Origin of the sequence: Streptosporangium sp. NPDC050284 (assembly GCF_044459525.1) — a bacterium.
In the GTDB taxonomy this organism is placed as follows: domain Bacteria; phylum Actinomycetota; class Actinomycetes; order Streptosporangiales; family Streptosporangiaceae; genus Streptosporangium.
On record NZ_JBITIZ010000028.1, the window covers coordinates 28,312 to 45,052 of the forward strand.

The 16,741-nt window shown below is 65.7% G+C and carries 16 protein-coding genes and 1 tRNA gene; 7 read left to right on the forward strand and 10 right to left on the reverse strand.

The annotated features are described in order from the left end of the window. Positions 1 to 19 precede the first annotated feature (19 nt). The 3 genes from ACIBH4_RS37315 to ACIBH4_RS37325 form a co-directional block, all read right to left on the reverse strand. Positions 20 to 1,114, reverse strand: a complete 1,095-nt coding sequence (locus tag ACIBH4_RS37315) for an HNH endonuclease (protein WP_362769987.1) — start codon at positions 1,112 to 1,114, stop codon at positions 20 to 22. 253 nt (positions 1,115 to 1,367) lie between these two features. Beyond that, positions 1,368 to 1,440, reverse strand: a tRNA-Arg gene (locus tag ACIBH4_RS37320). A gap of 292 nt (positions 1,441 to 1,732) precedes the next feature. Continuing rightward, positions 1,733 to 2,287: a hypothetical protein gene (locus ACIBH4_RS37325; protein WP_362513715.1), complete on the reverse strand. Its 555-nt coding sequence runs from the start codon at positions 2,285 to 2,287 to the stop codon at positions 1,733 to 1,735. 131 nt (positions 2,288 to 2,418) lie between these two features. On the opposite strand from ACIBH4_RS37325, the gene ACIBH4_RS37330 reads away from it, so the two are divergent. Next, positions 2,419 to 3,546 carry a histidine kinase gene (locus ACIBH4_RS37330; protein WP_362513712.1) on the forward strand — a complete coding sequence of 376 codons (1,128 nt, stop codon included), beginning with the start codon at positions 2,419 to 2,421 and terminating at the stop codon, positions 3,544 to 3,546. Then, positions 3,543 to 4,169, forward strand: coding sequence for a response regulator transcription factor (locus ACIBH4_RS37335; RefSeq protein ID WP_362513707.1), 627 nt, complete (start codon positions 3,543 to 3,545; stop codon positions 4,167 to 4,169). Before ACIBH4_RS37330 ends, ACIBH4_RS37335 begins: the two co-directional genes overlap by 4 nt. A 111-nt stretch (positions 4,170 to 4,280) precedes the next feature. On the opposite strand, the gene ACIBH4_RS37340 is transcribed toward ACIBH4_RS37335, so the two are convergent. Then, complete coding sequence (locus ACIBH4_RS37340) at positions 4,281 to 4,745, reverse strand: MaoC family dehydratase (protein WP_362513704.1); 465 nt, start codon at positions 4,743 to 4,745, stop codon at positions 4,281 to 4,283. A 260-nt stretch (positions 4,746 to 5,005) separates the two neighbouring features. Here ACIBH4_RS37340 and ACIBH4_RS37345 point away from each other — a divergent pair, with 260 nt between their 5' ends. Then, entirely contained in the window at positions 5,006 to 6,280 is a 1,275-nt protein-coding gene (locus tag ACIBH4_RS37345) for an esterase-like activity of phytase family protein (protein ID WP_362513701.1), read from the forward strand. A 296-nt stretch (positions 6,281 to 6,576) separates the two neighbouring features. After that, positions 6,577 to 7,008 carry a hypothetical protein gene (locus ACIBH4_RS37350; RefSeq protein WP_362513698.1) on the forward strand — a complete coding sequence of 144 codons (432 nt, stop codon included), beginning with the start codon at positions 6,577 to 6,579 and terminating at the stop codon, positions 7,006 to 7,008. An 881-nt stretch (positions 7,009 to 7,889) separates the two neighbouring features. Here ACIBH4_RS37350 and ACIBH4_RS37355 read toward each other — a convergent pair. Further along, entirely contained in the window at positions 7,890 to 8,183 is a 294-nt protein-coding gene (locus tag ACIBH4_RS37355; RefSeq protein WP_362769977.1) for a hypothetical protein, read from the reverse strand. A 783-nt stretch (positions 8,184 to 8,966) separates the two neighbouring features. Continuing rightward, complete coding sequence (locus tag ACIBH4_RS37360; RefSeq protein ID WP_362769979.1) at positions 8,967 to 9,893, reverse strand: SDR family NAD(P)-dependent oxidoreductase; 927 nt, start codon at positions 9,891 to 9,893, stop codon at positions 8,967 to 8,969. Between the two features lie 63 nt (positions 9,894 to 9,956). On the opposite strand from ACIBH4_RS37360, the gene ACIBH4_RS37365 reads away from it, so the two are divergent. Continuing rightward, positions 9,957 to 10,367, forward strand: coding sequence for a helix-turn-helix domain-containing protein (locus ACIBH4_RS37365; protein WP_362513688.1), 411 nt, complete (start codon positions 9,957 to 9,959; stop codon positions 10,365 to 10,367). Positions 10,368 to 10,476: 109 nt separating this feature from the next. On the opposite strand, the gene ACIBH4_RS37370 is transcribed toward ACIBH4_RS37365, so the two are convergent. Further along, positions 10,477 to 11,367, reverse strand: a complete 891-nt coding sequence (locus tag ACIBH4_RS37370) for a hypothetical protein (RefSeq protein ID WP_362513685.1) — start codon at positions 11,365 to 11,367, stop codon at positions 10,477 to 10,479. A gap of 121 nt (positions 11,368 to 11,488) precedes the next feature. Between ACIBH4_RS37370 and ACIBH4_RS37375 the strand changes: the two genes are divergently transcribed. After that, a complete protein-coding gene (locus ACIBH4_RS37375) occupies positions 11,489 to 12,025 on the forward strand; it encodes a SigE family RNA polymerase sigma factor (protein ID WP_362513682.1) in 537 nt (178 codons plus the stop codon). Continuing rightward, positions 12,012 to 12,752, forward strand: a complete 741-nt coding sequence (locus ACIBH4_RS37380) for a hypothetical protein (protein ID WP_362769981.1) — start codon at positions 12,012 to 12,014, stop codon at positions 12,750 to 12,752. The genes ACIBH4_RS37375 and ACIBH4_RS37380 overlap by 14 nt, the downstream gene beginning before the upstream one ends. Positions 12,753 to 12,934: 182 nt before the next feature. Here the strand turns inward: ACIBH4_RS37380 and ACIBH4_RS37385 are convergent, their stop codons facing one another. The 3 genes from ACIBH4_RS37385 to ACIBH4_RS37395 all read right to left on the reverse strand — a co-directional run bounded on the left by ACIBH4_RS37385 (position 12,935) and on the right by ACIBH4_RS37395 (position 16,645). Further along, a complete protein-coding gene (locus ACIBH4_RS37385; protein WP_362513676.1) occupies positions 12,935 to 14,416 on the reverse strand; it encodes an endo-1,4-beta-xylanase in 1,482 nt (493 codons plus the stop codon). Between the two features lie 678 nt (positions 14,417 to 15,094). Then, positions 15,095 to 15,499, reverse strand: coding sequence for a DUF6461 domain-containing protein (locus ACIBH4_RS37390; RefSeq protein ID WP_362770195.1), 405 nt, complete (start codon positions 15,497 to 15,499; stop codon positions 15,095 to 15,097). A gap of 591 nt (positions 15,500 to 16,090) precedes the next feature. Continuing rightward, positions 16,091 to 16,645 carry a hypothetical protein gene (locus ACIBH4_RS37395; RefSeq protein ID WP_362770193.1) on the reverse strand — a complete coding sequence of 185 codons (555 nt, stop codon included), beginning with the start codon at positions 16,643 to 16,645 and terminating at the stop codon, positions 16,091 to 16,093. Between the last annotated feature and the right edge of the window lie 96 nt (positions 16,646 to 16,741).

Sequence of the window (16,741 nt, forward strand, 5' to 3'; positions counted from 1 at the left end):
GATACTAGTAGGCCCACCATCACTCAACGGCACCAATCGGTCCGCCCGCCGCCAATCTGGTTTTACCTGTAAGCCAGTTGGAAACTGTATTGATTGACACTCCACTCTTTGCTGCAATTTCAGTTAAACTTGACCTTTTTTCTTTAGGAACTGTCCAATATTGTTCGCGAATCGTGCGGATCATTAAGTCAGGCGATTTGCGTCCCATGTGATGATTCTCGCCCATGGGCATAGTGCCATCTTCTATGCAATCCGCTCTATTGTCCGCCGCTGTTCCAGCAAGTAGATGGCGGGGGTTGTTACAGTCATTCGGCTTACCGCCCGGGGGGCACCTATGGCGAATGTGAATTGAGCGAGAGAGGTCTTGCAGACTAAGATTATTCTCCAACAAATATGCAATTCGATGGGCAGTCGCAGTCGTACCTTCCCAATTCATCTGCCCATAACCGAACTTGTTCCTCGTGCTCCCAATCCATGGCCAGCACATACTTTCGCCACCAGATTTATCTACCCTTTGCCAAAATTCAGAGGCGCGAGCTGCTCGCTCCAATTCGTCTGGATCACCCACCGCGATGATCCATCCGCCTTCTGGGCTGGGCACAGGGTTCTCAACAAAGCGAGGGACTTGAATTTTTTCTCGTTCAGCAGCGATCCTGTCGAGCTGATTTTCACGGTGAGTACCAAGGAGCAGATGGGATGGGTTGCAACAGGGTTTATTGTTGCATAGGTGGCGGACTACGCGATTTGAACTGGGGGCCTTTTTCAAACCGCGAGCCAGAATGTATGCGATTAAAAACGTTGCCGTGGTCCCAACAAGAGAGATCCCCATCCCGAGCAATCCATATTTTCCTGGCTCGGCGCCTTCAAAGGGCCAACATCCTTGAACACCGCCCGACCGATCGACCCGAGCCCAGAAGCTGGCTTCTCGTTCATAGCGACGTTCAGGAGTTACAGGGAATCCGTATCTTTCCTCTGCCTGCGGTTGTCGATCTCCGCGCTTACGGCCATGGAGGTGCCTGTATGTTCGCCCAGTTACCAACGCGTTGATCGTTGGTAAGGACACGTTCAGAGCAGCGGCGATATCCGTCTGTGTCATCTCGCCGAACTTGACCATCTTCAAGGCCCAGAGAGCATCCGCGTCGCTGAGTGCACGGCGTGGTGGCATCTGGTCACCATAACGTGACTGTCGGCAGTTTGTTCGATGGTTCCTCAAGATCCCTCTCTGTCCCACGCCTTAAGCCTGGGAACGCATTGGGAAGGATCAACCGCCGCCGCTCGGTGACAACCGGACACAGCCGGACATCAGAACTGATCGCAAACACGAAGAAGCCCAGGTCATCGTGGTGATGACCTGGGCCTTCGCGCTGTGCGGCCGGAGGTACTCGAAACCCCAACCTTCTGATCCGTAGTCAGATGCTCTATCCATTGAGCTACGGCCGCTCGCTGCGTAAGCAAGCATAGCGGGTTTTGGGCGATGCCTCGAACCGGTTAAGCCATCGCCCTCCGATCCGTCCGTCCGCGCCGGATTCCCCGTCTCCGCCGAGGAATCCGACGCGGTCCCGGTGGAGGGCCGAAGGGGAGCGTGTCGCGATGGGCGCGATCAGGTGGCCTGGAGGATCATGGTGAGGGCACCGGGGAAGCGGGGCTCGGGCTGAAAGCGCCGGTGACACTGTGGCCTTTGTGCAGGGGAAGCGAGGGAAGCGCCGGCGGTGCCGTGGTCGGACGTGCCGGGTCAGCGGCCGGGATCGCCGGTGACGCCGGCCTTCTTGGGGAACAGGGTGTAGCTCAGCGGCCAGAGCACGGCGATCAGGGGGATCTTGAGCGCACCGATCATGAATTCGTTCAGTGCCATGGTCCGTGACGGGTCACCGACGATGAGGATCAAGCCGAACAGCAGGGCGCAGGCGATGCCGTACGTGAGAACGATCCGGAACCAGATGCCCCACTCGTACCAGGCCCTCGCCATGCCGCCGGGTGGGGGCTGCCACGGTTCGGGGCCATCGGCGAAGCGGTGGGCGAACTTCGCGTCGGCCCAGGTGATCGTACGGTGGCCGAAGACGATCGAGTAGGCGAGGTAGGCGGCGGCGAGGCCGTGGCGCCAGTCGGCCTGGGCGCCGCCGCGCATGTCGACGACGGAGGCGATGAGCAGGATCACGTCGAGCAACGGGACCGCCAGCAGCAGCGCGGTGCTGAGCCGACGCATCCCCCACAGGTAACGTGAGGCGAGTCCCAGGCCCAGCAGGATCCAGAAGCCGATCTCGCAGCCGATGATGATGGCCAGAATCATGAGTCCATGCTCACGGGCCGATCGGCCTGGGACATCGTCGGTGCTGATGAACCGGCGTACACCCTTTTATGTACCGACGATCCTCCCTGTGCCGCTCCTGCGGGCCGTATCGAAATGGTGAGATGACAGGCATGAGACGAGACGCGCTGTGGGCGGTGGCGTGTTTCGTCGTCGGCCTGCTGCTGCTCGCCGCGAACGCCTACCAGCAGCGATGGGCCGCCGCCCCACTCCTCGCCGGGCCGCTGGCGATCGCGTGCGCGGGGGTCGCGGTACGGCGGAGCAGGCCGCTGCTCGCGCTCGGGCTGGGAGTGGTGGCCCTCCTCGGCGACCTCGCGATGGGTCCTTCGCTGGGCACGGTCCTGATCGTCACGGACAACCTCTACGCGGGGGTGAGGTACGGCCCCCGGGCGCTGGGCCGGTGGATGCTCGGCATCACCTCGGTGATCGCCGTCGCGGCGGGTGTGGTCGCGGGGGTCGTCTTCAGGCACTGGTCGGCCGTCGCCATCGTCTTCGTCCAGGCGGGGCTGGTCGGGGGGACCCCCGTCCTCACCGCCATGTTCATGAGACAGCTGCAGGACCTGGCGTCCTCCGAGCGCGCGCGGGCCGAGCAGGTGGCGCGGCTCGCGGAGCTGGACCGGGCGGCGGCGGTGCAGGCCGAGCGAACCCGGATGGCGCGGGAGCTGCATGACATGATCGCCAACCACTTCAGTGCGATCGCGATCCAGTCCACCGCCGTCCTCTCCCGCCCGGACCTGGACGCGCGGGCCGTACGGCAGGTGCTGGAGTCCATCAGGGAGAACAGCGTCGAGGGCATGAACGAGATGCGCGTCATGATCGGGCTGCTCCGGCAGGACGGAGAGGAGCCCGAGGCGACCCGGCGCCGGGTGGCCGAGGCCGGAGAGCTGGTGGAACGGGCCCGGGAGTCGGGGCTTGACGTGCGGATGCGGGTGGAGGGCGATGCCAGGGAGCTGCCCGCCTCGGTCGATCTGGCCGGTTACCGGATCGTCCAGGAGTCGCTGACCAACGCGCTCAAGCACGGTGGCAAGGCCGCCGACGTGGTGATCGGCTACCTGCCGGGACTGGTCACGCTCACCGTGGACAACCCGGTGGGCGAGGCGGAGCGGGAGTTGCCCGGCGCGGGGGCGGGGATCATCGGCATGCGCGAGCGTACGAACCTCGTCGGCGGCCTCTTCGAGGCAGGCCCGCACAATGACGGCTGGCGCGTCCGCGCCGAGTTGCCCACCCTGGAGAGCACGTGACCATCCGAGTCCTCGTCGCCGACGATCACGCGGCGGTCCGCGCCGGGATCGTCCTCATCCTCGACGGTCACCACGACATCGAGGTCGTCGGCCAGGCCGCCAACGGCGAGCAGGCCGTCGAGATGGCCTCCGAACTCCGTCCGGACGTGGTGCTGATGGACATCCGGATGCCGAAGCTCGACGGGATCTCCGCGACGCGCGAGCTGAGCGGGATCGCCGACGTGCTGATCCTGACCACCTTCGACATCGACGAGTACGTCTTCGGGGCGCTGCGGGCCGGAGCCGCCGGGTTCCTGTTGAAGAACACCGACGCAGACGCCCTGGTGGACGCGGTGAGGGTGGTGGCCAGGGGCGACGGGCTCATCGCACCCTCGGTCACCCGGCGGCTGATCTCGGCTTTCGGCGCGTCGGTCCCCCAGCGCAGGTCGTACGAGATCGGCGCTCTCACCCCGCGCGAACGCGAGGTGCTGGCCTGCATCGGCCGGGGCCTGTCGAACACGGAGATCTCCGTGGAGTTGGACATGGCGGAGGCGACGACGAAGACCCACGTCAGCCGGTTGCTGAACAAGCTGGGTCTCCGCAGTCGCGTACAGGCCGCGATCCTGGCTCAGGAGCTCTCGTGACTCAGGAACCCTCCACCCGGACGTGAAAGGAGTCCGGCTCAGAAGCCCTCCACCCGGACGTGAAAAGGAGCTTCGCCGGGATGCGAAGCGGACTCGGCGGGTGAAGGGGACTCAGGATTTCTCCGCCGGGACGTACAGGGCGAGGGTTTCCGCGACGCAGGCGGGCTTCTTCCCGCCCTCCACCTCCACGGTCATGCGTATGTTCGCCAGATAGCCCGAGGGGGTGCCCTTGAGGTCGACGAGCTCGCCCTCGGCGCGGACCCGCGCGCCGACCGGGACCGGCGCGGGGAAGCGGACCTTGTTGAGCCCGTAGTTGATGCCCATCGCCAGGTCACCCACCTCGAACAGTTCCGACATCAGGGAGGGCAGGAGTGACAGGCTCAGGTATCCGTGGGCGATGGTGGCACCGAACGGCCCCTGCTTGGCCCGCTCCACGTCCACGTGGATCCACTGGTGGTCGCCGGTCGCGTCGGCGAAGAGGTTGACCTGCTCCTGGGTGATCTCGCGCCACTCGGTATGGCCGAGGTGTTCCCCGACGGCGGCCTTGAACTCGATGATGTTCGCGAAAGTCCTCATGCCTGGGACCTTATTTCGCTGAGGGCACGGCGAGAAGGTTCACCCTCGAACTCCCCTCGCCTCCCGGCCCCGGACGAGCGGGAGGACCGCGGGCATCGGTCGCCCCGCGCTCCTCGATGACGTGGGGACGGTCCCGTCGAAGAGCGAGGAGGGGAGGCTCGCCGGTTTCCGTCAGCCTTTCTTACGGTCACATCGTGTTTTCGCTGTACGGCCCGCGCCGCAACACCGGCCGTTCACGCCGTTTCCCTAGCGTGCCCGCCATGAGACGACGCATGACGATCAGCATCGGCGCGGCCGTGCTGGCACTCGCGGTGTCCGCACCGGCGATGGCCGACCCCGGCCTCCCTTCTACCGACAGCGCCGGGAAGCAGGAGGCGGACCCGCGGCGGACGGGACCGGGCCACCCCGGCTCCGATCACCCGGGGTCCGGTGGCGCCGGATTCGGACGCGCCACGCTGACCGGGTTCGCATCCCTGCCCGCGCTCACCTTCGTCCCCGGCAGCGAGCCGTCGGGGTCTCAACTCGGTACGACTCCCGTCAACGGGGTGACCCCGCCGTTCGCCGGGCAGCCGGTGCAGGGCTTCAGCGGCGTCGTGCGGCGGCACGACGGCACCTTCGAGGCACTGTCCGACAACGGTTTCGGCTCCCAGGCCAACAGCGCGGACTTCCTGCTGCGGGTGCACCGGGTGAGGCCCGACTTCCGTCGCGAGAAGGTGACGGTGCTGGGCGGATTCGACCTGAGCGACCCCGACAGGCGGGTGACCTGGCCGCTGACCAGGGCGGACCGGAAGCTGACCGGCGCCGACTTCGACGTGGAGTCGATCGTGAGGACCGTCGACGGCACCTACTGGATCGGGGACGAGTTCGGCCCGTTCCTGCTGCACTTCTCCTCCTCGGGCAGGCTGCTCGAGGCTCCGATCCCGCTGCCCGGCGTGAAGGCCCCGGAGAACCCCTCCCTCAACGGCGAGCAGCCGAACCTGGGGCGGAGCAAGGGGTTCGAGGGCATGGCGCGCTCGGTCGACGGCCGTACGCTGTATCCGCTGCTCGAAGGCACCGTGAACGGCGACGCCGCGGGCACGCTGCGGATGAACGAGTTCGACCTGCGCAAACGGTCCTACACCGGCAAGCGCTGGACTTACAGGCTGGAGAGCCCCGACAACGCGATCGGCGACATGATCGCTGTTGACCGGCACCGGTTCCTCGTCATTGAACGCGACAACCTCCAGGGGGACGAGGCCAGGACCAAGCGCGTCTACCTGGTGGACACCCGCCACGCGGACCTGCGCAAGACCCTCGTCGCCGACCTGCTCGACCTGGCCAACCCGCGCGGGCTGGGCGGGTTCGGGGAGACCTTCCGCTTCCCGTTCCAGACCATCGAGGACGTCGTGATCCTCGACGACCGGACCCTGGGCGTGCTGAACGACAACAATTTCCCGTTCTCCGCCGGCCGTACGCCGGGCAGGCCCGACGACAACGAGTTCATCACCGTGCGCCTGTCGCGTCCGCTCCAGGCCGACAGCCGCGTCTACCTGTAAGGATCCGCGAGCCCTTCTTCCTCTTCCAGATCTTGCCGGGAGGGGGAAGGGCTCTGCCTTTCCCCTGTTTTCTTTCTAGCAATCCCGTTTCCCCTGCCGTACGAACAACTACGACAAAGCAGTAAATAGCAATAGATAAACGCCCATCAGCATTCACAGTGTCATTTATTTGCTCTGCCTCAACCGTTTCAATACGCTATCTCACGGTCCGAGGGGTATCTCCTAGCTGCTGTCACTTATGGGACAGTGAGGGATATCAGATGTTTTCGGAACCAGAAACGAGATGGGGAAATATCGTGCTTCCTCGAAAGAGCGGACGGACACCGGGGCCGAACTCCGGCAGGCAGGTGGGCGTTCTCGCCATCGCGGCAGTCGCCGGCATCCTCATGACGTCGAACCAGGTACCGGCCAACGCCACCATCGGGCAGGCCCAGACGCCCGGCTCGATCTCACAGCCGCACCCCGACGGCCACTCCTCTCGCCGCCCTGACCCCTCCCGCGACCAGCATCGCGGACGTGAGATGAGGCCTTCCGACAGGTGGCGGGGAAGGCCGCAGCGCTATCAGGACCGACCCCACGGCCGCGATCGCGACCGTGACCGCTATCGCGGGCGCAGGGGCGAGAACGCGGCACCCGCGGGGCGTGAGCGCCTCTCCCGGGAGGAGCGGATGATGAGGGAGCTTCAGGACGACCCGTCATTCCCAGAGATCATCGTCCGCGAGAAATAAGTCCGGCGGGCCATTTCCCGTCCCCCGTCGCGATGGAACGCGAAAAGCCGCGTACCACCGCGACGGGGACAGGCCACCACAGTCCACCGGATGACCGGCACGACGGCGAGGAATCGGCCGTACACCACCGTTCTCGCTCACTCTCGCCGGGATTCCGCACACCGGAGCGAGCGGGCCACAGCGGATCCGGGCGAAGGCGAGGCGCCCCGCATGAACCCGGCCGCCCCCTCTCCACCGGCCATCCTGAAATCAGCCGTTGAACACTATGAACGAATAATCATTATAAATGTAGCTAAATCGTAGATGAGGTGTAGGTTTTCCTTCACAACACTGTTTATTTGCTCTTCCCGAACTATGGCGGCGCGTTATCCACATAAGCCCCGGGTATCTCCTGTGCGTCATCACTTTCGTGATCACCTGACAGGTCCGAACAATTTCGGAATTAGCAACGACATGGGGAAATAACGTGCTTCCTCGTAACAGCAAATTGGTGCCGGCCCTTTCCGGCAAGCGCGTCGGCGCTCTGGCCGTCGCAGCGATGGCCGGCATCCTCGTGATGTCGTCGAATCAGGCGCCGGCGAATGCCACAGGGGAGACGAATCTTCTCAATTTCGCACCCCCCAGTGGCAACGGGGACACCGGGGGTGCCGGCGGTGCCGGCGGGAAAGCCCGGCTTCAAAATTCCGTACACCGTGGCGAGAAGTCCATTCTTCGCCCGTGCCGACCCACCAAGGGTGCACGTAACTGCGACTGCACACCCGGCGGTCGCGGGCCGGGACCCGGCGGTCGGGGGAAGGGGTGCCGCTGGAACGACGACCGAGACCGGCCACGACACCTGGACGACGACGATGATGACGACGGCAGAGTGATCGTCGTCCCCGTCAGGAGGCCCGCGGCTCCCACCGCGACCAGCTCCACCAATGCCGCCGCGCCTGGGCGGCCGGGGGTCCGTGGGCTGCCGGGCCTGCCTGGGATTCCAGGTCCTGCGGGACCGGCGGGACCAGCCGGACCGGCAGGACCAGCCGGACCGGCAGGACCAGCCGGACCGGCAGGACCAGCCGGACCGGCAGGACCAGCCGGACCGGCAGGACCGGCGGGACCGGCGGGACCGAAAGGACTGGCCGGTCCTGCAGGACCCGCAGGACCCGCAGGACCGAAAGGAGTGGCCGGACCACCCGGACTCGCAGGACCGAAAGGACAGGTTGGACCAGCCGGACCAGCCGGAGCGGACGGAGCGGACGGAGCGGACGGACTGGCCGGACCTCCGGGAGCGAACGGTCCGACAGGGCCGGCGGGACCAGCAGGGCCCACCGGTCCGACGGGCCCGGCAGGACCGGCGGGCCCTACGGGACCGACAGGCCCGGCGGGCGCGACAACGCTCGCGAAGCCGACCAAGCCCACGGGATGCGTCACGGCCAGCCCCGTGATCGCTCTTCCACCGGTGTGCGCCGTCACCTCTGTCAGCGTTCCCGTCATTCCCGTCATTCCCGTCGCCTCGACCGCATACGCCGGGTCTCTCTGCCTGCCCGGTCAATACAGCACCGTCAGCATTCTCAGCACGACCGAACCCGTCGGATGCTAGGCCGTACCGAAGCGGCGTGCCGCGGTGAGAACCGCACGGGACAGGAGGCAGGCCACTTCGGTACGCGAGCATGACCTCGCGAAATCCGTACGGCCCCGGATCGCGCCGTCACAGAACCCGGTGACGGCGCGGACGGGGCCGGTGCGCGCTCTACCCGGGGTGGCCGCTCGTGCTCTCCGTCTGGGCGACGTAGGTGACAGCCCTTCCACGGATGAATAGTGACTATCGGCCCTGAAACAGGGCAGAGGGCGCACATGGTGAACCCCTTGGACATCGTGCTCGTCTTCCTCATCCTCGCCACCGCAGGCTTGGTCGTCCGCCACCACGCGCGGCAGCACCGCGGAAACAGTGACGCCCTCGGAAGGGATGAGGACGTCTACCGTCCGGTTTGAGGAGCTTCCGGCCTTCCGAGGTCGCGGAGACGGCGAAGGCGGTCCTCGGTGTAGGCGACCAGGCGCGCGGCATCGCCAGGGTCGAGCGTCTTCAGTGACTTGTCGACCGCCTTGCCCCGGTCGATCGCGGAGAGCGGTTCGGTCGGCGGGTTGTCGATCCACTCGACGATCGGCCGGACCGCGTCGGCCACCGGGCGCGCGAAAAGGGTGGCGAGCAGCTTGATCGTCCCCCGGACCAGCGGATTCGGATGGCCGTCGACCCCGCTGCGGGTGAAGCCGGGGTGGTAGAGGACATACCGGACTGTGTTCCCGCCGCTCCCGCCGCTCCCGCCGCTCCCGGATCTCCCGCCGCTCCCGGATTGATTGGCGAAAGCGACGCCGAGCAGGTCGTTCGCCCTCCCGGCCTGAAGCTGGGCACGTACCTGGCCGTACCCGCGGGTCAGCTGAGGGTCCTCCCAGAAGATCCGGCCTGCGGTGTTGCCGACCCCGGCGACGTTGATGACGACCGGAGCGGGTGCGGCGTTCAGGAGTGGCCGCAGACGAGAACCGAGCAGATAGCGGCTCAGGTAGTACAGGGCGAACGTGAACTCCAGGCCGTCCACGGTCTCCCTGCGCTTCGGGCTTATCCGGTTGGCGAACAGGGCGAGCGCGTCGACGGCGTCGTGGCGCTCGGCGATGTCGGCGACGACCCGTTCGACCTCGGCGATCGAGGACAGGTCCGCTCGCAGGAACCGCAGGTTCGGATTCGCGGCGTGGTCGACCAGCGTGCGCCCTTTGGCCTCGCTGCTGCCGATCACGGTGACGCGGTCGCCCCTCGCGAGCCGTTCCAGGGCGGTCGCGCGCCCCATGCCATCGGTCCCCCCACTGATGATCACGGTTTTTCCCCGTTGGCCCGGCATCGTGTCCTCCATAGGCTGGTGATCGGCCGGTCCAATCGTCGGGCTGCCACGTCGGAGACGGAAGAAGGCAGTTTCATGTCCGGTACGCACACGGGTGTTCCCTCGGTGCTGGCCCACACGTTGCCTCGTCCGGTGCCGATCGACGAGCTCGAAGCGTGCCCGGTCGGGGATGTGTTCCGACGTCTGGGCGACAAGTGGAGCATGCTGCTGCTGATCCTGCTCGGCGGTCGCCCTCACCGGTACAACGAGTTGCACCGCGCGATCGAAGGCATCAGCCAGCGCATGCTGACCCGCACGCTGCGCACTCTGGAAACCGACGGTCTGGTGCGGCGCGAGGTGTATCCCACCGTGCCCCCCAGCGTCGAGTACAGCCTCACCCCGCTCGGCCGGACCTTGCTGGAGCCCCTCTCGGCCCTCGCCGACTGGGCGGTACGCCACGAGGCCGACATCAACGAGGCCCGCTCCCATCACACCGGTGCCGGGTAAGCCCATGCCGCCCATGCTGCGGGCACGGACCTCCCCTTCCCCGGTCGGCACGCGATCGACTCAGGTGAGGTGTCCCGTCCTGGGAAAGCTCAACGCCGGTCGCGGCGCGTCAGGGCAGGGCAGGAACCACAGGGGGGGAGTTTGTCCAGCCGACCTCGATCATCGTCTTCCTGTGGGAGAGCCCCGCGTCCACCTTGCCGCCGATCGTTCCTGTCTGGTCCTCTGACAGCAACACCATCCTGCCGGTGTCGACGATCAACCTCTCCGTGGACGAGTACGCCTTCTTCCCCGTTCCGGACGAACTGACGATCACAACGGCGGTGCCGGGCCTGCCCAGGTCGTCCTTCGCGTTGCCGTCGGCGCGCACGCCCGGCAGCGTCAGCAGAGCCTGGTAGGCCGCCACGCGGACCTCCTTCGGAGCGGGAAGAGCATGCAGGAGCTCGATCAGGTTTCCCCTGAGCCAGCCGGCCGTGCTGGTCTCCCGGCTGACCACGCCCGCCCTCGTGATCCAGTCCTTCAGACGGCTCACGTCGGCGGGCAGCCGCTGAACCTCGTCGTACGTCAGCCACTGCCCCGCGAAGAAGAGCTGGTTCCGTTCCTTCCTCGCAGGGCCCACGTGGCCTTTGGAAGGTTCGACGGACAGCTTCACCGTCTTGCCGTCGATCGATTCGCTCCACGTGGAGGGGGAGCCGTCGCGCTGCCACGCCTTCTTGTCCGCCGCGCTCTTCGGCAGCGCCCCCAGCTCCCGGTATCCGAACCACTCCCTGCCGTCGGGGGCGCTCCACGTTTCCGAGATCTCCCGCTGGGTCAGCGAGTACGGGTCCGCCTTGGTGCCGAACCGCCAGGGGTGGGTGGACGTCGACAGTCCCCTGGTGTGCCAGTAGGCCCCCTCCGGTGGAGCGGCCGCGGCGGCCGGCGGCGCTCCCAGGACGGTGGCACCCATGGCCAGGGCGACACCGAGGTTGATCAGCCGCCGGCCCCGCGCGGTCGCGAACGTCATCAGATTGCTCCATGAATTCGAGGTCACGCCAATTCATACGCCTGGCCCGCTCGAAGGGTTGCCCGCGAAACATCCTTCGCGAGCGGGCAACGGTCGCGAGGGCCGAGGCGTATTAGGAGGTGTGAAATCGGACGGACAGCCGGAGAGCGGCGTGGAACATGACTTCGGCGCTTTCGTGGCCACACGTGCCACGAGCCTGCTGCGGGTCGCCTATCTCGCCTGTGGCGACCAGGCGGAGGCCGAGGACCTGCTGCAGACGGCGCTCGAACGCACCTACAGAAACTGGAACCGGGTGGTCCGCCACGACAACCCCGAGCCCTATGTACGGCGCGTCATCGTCAACGCCGCCATCAGTCGCGCCCGCCGCCGGGCGATCCTCAGCATCATCCCCATGCACAGCCCGCCGGAGACATCGGCCCGTACGGGCGACCCCGACCTGCGCCATGTGCTCATGGACGCGCTGCGCGCCCTGCCCCCCCGGCAGCGGGCGGTGGTCGTCCTGCGGTACTGGGAGGACCTCAGCGAGACGCAGACCGCCGAGGTGCTCGGATGCTCGGTCGGCACGGTCAAGAGCCAGGCGTCGAAGGCCACGGCCAAGCTCCGTTCGGCGCTCGGCCGGGAAACACTGGAAGGAGCGATCAAGGATGCCCATGCTTGAGGACGAGATCCGTCGGCTCATGGCGGACGAGACGGCGAGGCTGCATGCCGCACCCGACCTGCTGGGGCGGGTGATGCGCTCCCACAGGGACAGGAGGAGGAAGGCGAGGACCGCGGCGGTCGTCGCGTCCGTGGCCGCGTCCATGGCCGTCGTCGCCCCGTCCTTCGCCTACCTGACCGCCGCCCAGGGGCCCACGACCGGTGATCGGAGCACATTCTCCGCGATACCGGAACCGCCCGCCATCGACGACACCCCGCCCATGCGGACCACCCCGCCGGACCTCGGGGACCTGGGCGACGGGAAGGAGTTCGGGCACGTCAAGGTGGGATACGTGCCGAAGGGGCTGCAATGGTCCCGATGGTCGGTGGACTTCGGCGACAGTTATTCGACCTCGTACAACTACAAGGGTGACCCCAAGGGGCTCTATCAGGTCCAGATCTTCGTGTACGAGGAGGATGCCGTCCGAGAGCCCGACGACCGGATCCAGGCGTATCGCGCGGAGGAGGACGGTGAGGAGGTGACCGTCGGCGGCCGGAGCGGCTACCTGGTCGTGCAGCACGTCGGCGAGGACGGCATGAAGGGCACCCCGACCCTCTTCCTCAGAACGGGCGACAGGCAGAGGGCCGAGATCATGTTCAGCCCGGTGTACGCCAAGGAGTTCTCCGACACCGAGGCCGTCAACGCCGAGCTGAAGAAGATCGGGGAAGGGCTCACCTCCACCATGTGATCCGGTGCCGGACCATGGACGAGTCAGCCTCCCCTGGTCCGGGGTGTCACCCCGGACCAGGGGAGGCTCGTCCTTCTTCCTTCAGCCGGCTTCCTGCGGATATGCCGTGCCGGCGGGAGGCCGCTGGGCGCCGTTCTCAGGCGTTGCCGCCCCGGTCCCTGTCGGCACTGGCAGGTGCCGTCTTATGACCCGCTTCGGGTCCACTTCTGGTTGTTGCCGCCCCAGCAGGAGTAGGTCTGGAGCAGGGTCCCGTTGCCGGTACCGGAGTTGGCGGCGTCGAGGCACTGACCCGACTGGACGTTCACGATGGAGTTGTCCGAGTTGATGCGCCACTTCTGGTTGCTGCCGCCCCAGCAGGAGTAGATCTGCACCTTGGAACCGTTACCGGTGCCCGCGGCGTCCAGGCACTTGTTGCCGTAAACGCGGAGCTCCTGGTCGGAGGTGTAGGTCCATTGCTGGTTGGAGTTGGTGTGGCAGTCCCACAACTGGAGCTGGGTACCGTCGGTGGTCGAGGCGTTCGGTACGTCCACACATCGGCCGGCTGCCACGCTCCGGATCTGTCCCCCGCTACCCGAGGGCGGCGGGGTCGTGGTCGGGGTCACCGTCGGGTCCGGGTTCGGGTTCGGGTTCGCGGCGTTGAGTGCGTTCAGCACGGAGGTGTAGGCGGCCTTCTTGTTGCCGTTGCCGTCGAAGAGCAGCGGGCTGGTGTTGGCGCCCAGCCAGGAGTCGCTGTCTCGCACACCCCACACGGTGATGCCGGTGCAGCGCGCCACGGCCAGGCAGTCGTTGACCACCGCGGCGTAGGTCTGGGCCGAGCCGCCCTGGATGTCCAGCTCGGTGATCTGCACGTCCACACCCAGCGCGGCGAAGCTGGAGATGGTGGTGCGGTAGTTGCTGTTGTAGGCGCTTTGGCTGTTGAAGTGCGACTGCAGGCCCACGCAGTCGATGGGGACGCCGCGCGCCTTGAAGTCACGGACCATGTTGTAGACGGCCTGCGTCTTGGCCCAGCTCCAGTTGTCGATGTTGTAGTCGTTGTAGCAGAGCTTGGCGGCCGGGTCGGCGGCCCGCGCGGTGCGGAAGGCGACCTCGATCCAGTCGTTGCCGGTGCGCTGCAGGTTGGAGTCACGCCGCCCGCCGGAGTTACCGTCGGCGAAGGCCTCGTTCACCACGTCCCAGGCGTAGATCTTGCCCTTGTAGTGGTTCATCACACCGTTGATGTGATTGATCATCGCCTGACGCAGGTTGTTGCCCGACATGGCCTCCATCCAGCCCGGCTGCTGGGAGTGCCAGGCCAGCGTGTGCCCGCGCACCCGCTTGCCGTTCTGCACCGCCCAGTTGTAGATGCGATCGCCATTACTGAAGTTGAACTGGTTCTGGTTCGGCTCCGTGGCGTTGATCTTCATCTCGTTCTCGGCCGTGATCATGTCGAACTCACGGTTCGCGATCGTGGTGTACTGCGAGTCACCGAGCTTGCCCGCGGCGATCGCCGTGCCGAAGTAGCGACCGCTCTGCTTGGCGGCGGCGGCCAGCGTGCTCTCCGCCGCCTCCGCGGGAGCCGTCACCATCAGCGCCGCACCGACGACACCCACGACGCCGGCACTGATGATCTTGGTGAGGGCACCGAAACTTCGGCGCGCGGATGGGGGTGAAACCTTCATGCCCATGCCTGACTCCATACTGAAATCACGGAAAGAGGGATACGCGGGAACCCCCGCGAACGACGCCGCACCCCGAACGGGGACGCACACCACGATGGCGTCATGACCGGCGACCCTTACTCGATCACCACATCAGGCAGGGCCGGCCGCTTGGAGACTCAGTTTGGAAATCTATCCGAAACATGTCAATACTTGAGCGAAATTTTCGGTCGCGCTCTTCCAGCACCGATGCCCCTCATCGTGGGTTCGACACAGCCCGGGCAAGGCATCCCTTCAGGGCATATAGGAGAAATCTATCGGCGGTCGCGCCATGAAATTTTCACACTAGAACCGCAACTTCCGGAACCGAGGATCGAGATCCGCAGGCAGCGACGCCCTTCTCGGCGACGCCTGATGCAGAGGACTCCTGGGAACCCCCGTCCCTTGACAACATCCGAGCCCGCTGTGTTGACTCTCCGTCATCACCACCCGCGATGCCGGGATGCCGAAGGGAGGCCGCACCGCGATTTGGCAGCGTTAACACGGCGCACCTCCCCAAGATGCGCGATGTGGTCAGACCTGGGTGACACCACACTCCCAGGTCACTCCGCGCCCGCTCCGCCTTCGCATGGGGCAGGGTTACCGACCAATCCCGTCATCGAGACGGGCTCATGCTGAGCTTTCCCCGCAGGACGGACACCGACCTCAAGCCGGCTCTGGAAATGCGCCTTCAGGGCTTTCGTAGTAGCGGGCGATGGAGGCTCGGTGAGATAAGGCACCGGGCTGGAGATGGCGAGATTCCAGCCGGACGCCGGTACGTCGTTCAGCGAGCGCCAAAGCACCCTCGATGTAAGGCGGGAAGACTTCGGGGTCCGGGTCGAAATCCCAGAGCATGCCCAGTTCTTCGAGGTCCTGCTTCAGTCGTTCAGGGTCGGTACTGTCACCCCAGTGGGCGAACATCGGAACCGGGCGCGCGACGATGTGACCGTCTACGGCATGAACGAAGTGGGAGTGGTAGTTGACATTGCGCTCAACGCTGGCGATCGACGTACCTTGCGAGAGGGCGTGCACCACGTCGCGCAAGATCCCGGCATTGCCCTCCTCCACCATGATCGATCCCCCAGGAGCGCGGCCGACTTCGACGGTGGCGAAACCTTCCTGTCCGGGATCCTCGGTGAGTCCCAGTCGGCGTAGCACCTCTTCAGGCGCGAGGTCGGCGATGAAGGTGAAACAGAAACGGGCCTCGTCGCTCTGCCGCTCAGAGCGACTCCGTGTCCTACGAAACCGACGATCCGCCCGACGTCAGGTATCAGCACGGAGATCAAGAGCGACAGCGGGGATCTCAGCAGCGTCGCTTCTGCTCGCGAATCGCCGCCTCCAGGCGTAATCCAAGACCGATCAGCGCTGTGAACCATAAGCCCACGAGCCATGGCCATGACGGGAACCTAACGCTGAAGAGCAGAATGCCGAAGGACAGAACGGCGCCGCCAACCAACGCAATAGATCCCAGCATGCGAACGGATACGATATCGTCGTCGGGCCTGGGGCCAGGAATATAGGGAGGCGGGGTCTCTGTAGGCTCAGTCATGCCGAAGAGAATCCCATAGTCCATCTAATGGACGAAATCATCCACCTACGTATACCTGCTCATCCCGTAATTGGAGTTCCTCCGCCGAAGACCTCGGGGTGTACGGAAGGCGTTTAGCAGGTAGGGCGAGTCGCACCCAGCTTCCGGGTACTGGCAGGGGACAGGGTCATGGGGGTGACCCATCCCTGCCGTGTCAGGACTACTTGGGCCGGGAGAGGGGTGATCGGGTGGACCTCGACGCCCTGTGCCCAGTTCGTGAGCAGTCCTTCGGTGCCGCTGGAGTCGACCAGGACGATCGAGATGGGCTGGCCGTCTTTGGCCCAGGTGTTCCAGATCGCCCACCCTCCGGGCCGGGCTTCGATGTCCAGGCGAGCGCAGATCTCGGTGTAACTCTCTTCCATACCGACGGGAAGGGCATGCGGCCGGAGGATGACCACCCCGGCGAGTTTCATCAGCGGAAGGTCCTCGTCGAGACATCCGTCCCCATCGAAGTGATAATGACGGAGTTGGCGGGCTGTCTCGATCACCGCTCGCCGAAGTGGCGTGGCCTCATCGGAAGTGGTGGTGAGAGTGAGCCATCCCGCGTCGTCTGCCGCGTTGACGATCTCGCGTGCCAGGTGCTCGATGTGACGCAGATACTCGATATCGCTGAGGTCGGTTCGGGACACCGCGACAGTGTGACATCAGGGCATGAGCCCGAGCATGTGAGTTATCCGGCCGATCAGAAGACGCCGTTTTTCTGAAGTGGAGCGGGTGACGGGAAT